Raw genomic sequence first — 1,674 nt, forward strand, 5'->3', positions numbered from 1 at the left:
CGACGAAGGAGATTTGTTCCACTTCAACAATGCCAGGAACACATTTGTCAAAATTTAATGGAGAAAAGGCTTGTTTTTTGCCTCAGTTCTTTGTTAGCCACTGGCTTTTTCCGTTACTTTATTAACTTTTACATAGAACCAAGGTGAAGATTCAAATCCGTTATCTTCATCATTCATATATTCCACCATTTCAGTCCACTTATCATTCTCGCTAATCAGTCCGTATTTGTTGATTTCAATTCCGAATTTTTCAATTAGTTCACTCGCCAAATCGTGACAATGAAAACTGTGAAATTCACTACTATCTTCAATTCCGATTAAGTCGTAACCTAAAGTCTGCTCGTCTTTGTTTTCTAAAATTTCTTTTTTTAGATTTATTGAAAGTCCGATTTCGCCAAAACTTGTCTTTTCAGGATTGAATAAATTTAGTAATTCGTCTTTTTCTGATTCAGGAAAGTTAATGCTTAATATTTCACTTTCTGCATTTGGAAAAAATGAGCTTTTATATTCAGTTAAGGTTTCTAAATTGGCAAATGTGCATATCCAACCGATTTTGTTTTCCTCCATTTTTTTGTCCGTCCAATTCTGAATTTCCTTAATCAGCTTTTCATTAAGATTAAAGTCCGATTTGGTTTCTGCATTTACATTTTTTCCGTCTTCCGCCCACGAGATTGACCAAGCGTCAAAAAAGGAATCGTTTATGCAAGTGCTACAAGTATGCAATTTTTTCCCTACGTAAGTTCCAAAATTGGAATCACGAAGTTTAATTAAATAATATGCTCCAATGTAGTATCTCAATGTTTCTTCAGCTTGTGGCTAACGTTGTTGTGTATGGTTAGTTGCGTGGTTAAGCAACTAAATTAGCAAACTTTCACGAACCTGTGAATATTCCGCAGGAATCTTCCAGATGAGCACTTACACAGCAATTAATTATACACGGTGTTGGCAACTGGCTTTTATTTTTTTCGTTCTATTTTTATTGGGTTTTGGCGAGTATCAAAAACATCATTTATTTCAATTCTATTCTCTTCCTTGTTAATCCAATAAATGACTTTATAGTTTTTATAGACCAGATATCTAAATCCTTGATTTCTGTTTTTAAGAAGTTCTTCGGCTTGTCCAATTTCTGGTTGCCTTTGTAACTTTAAAGTTTCGTTATAAATACCGTTAACGAGTTTTTTCGCTATTCGAATTCCTGCTTTTTCTCGATGATATTGATAAATTTTTTCTAGTTCTTTTTGAGAAAAATCAGTCCAAAATAATTTTAATTCCATTTATCAATCTTGGCTTTTAATTCGCTAGATTCTATTAGTCGACCATTTATCGAATCTTCCATAGATTTGTCAATTCGAGAATTAAATTCCTCAATTGTCATTGGTTTAAAATCATCAATATCAAAATTCTTGTTTTCTTTTCTAAGGATTTTTTCAAGTCGTGAAATAACATCTTCACTTTGAATCTTTAAAAACTCTTGAATAAGTTCCAGTTTTCTTGTTTGTAAATCCATTTTATTAGCTTTTTATCAAAGATACAAAATTATCAATTTAAACCTCTAATTTTCTTGCTTTCACGAATTTCACAGCTGTCTAGTCCTGAAATATGGCTACAGGTTAAAATTGATTTACGCTGTTAATTTATATACCATATTTGGTGTTCTATAATTTAAAGATAAGT

General features: G+C 31.7%; 3 protein-coding genes. All 3 read right to left on the bottom strand.

Going from position 1 to position 1,674, the window contains the following annotated elements; all coding sequences use genetic code 11:
- Window positions 1–93 precede the first annotated feature (93 nt).
- Entirely contained in the window at window positions 94–798 is a 705-nt protein-coding gene (locus BXY82_RS00020) for a hypothetical protein (RefSeq protein WP_133756139.1), read from the bottom strand.
- Between the two features lie 158 nt (window positions 799–956).
- Window positions 957–1,274, bottom strand: a complete 318-nt coding sequence (locus BXY82_RS00025; protein WP_115813140.1) for a type II toxin-antitoxin system RelE/ParE family toxin — start codon at window positions 1,272–1,274, stop codon at window positions 957–959.
- Entirely contained in the window at window positions 1,265–1,507 is a 243-nt protein-coding gene (locus BXY82_RS00030; RefSeq protein ID WP_115813142.1) for a hypothetical protein, read from the bottom strand. Before BXY82_RS00030 ends, BXY82_RS00025 begins: the two co-directional genes overlap by 10 nt.
- Window positions 1,508–1,674 lie beyond the last annotated feature (167 nt).

Origin of the sequence: Gelidibacter sediminis, from assembly GCF_004364975.1 — a bacterium.
GTDB classification, from domain to species: domain Bacteria; phylum Bacteroidota; class Bacteroidia; order Flavobacteriales; family Flavobacteriaceae; genus Gelidibacter; species Gelidibacter sediminis.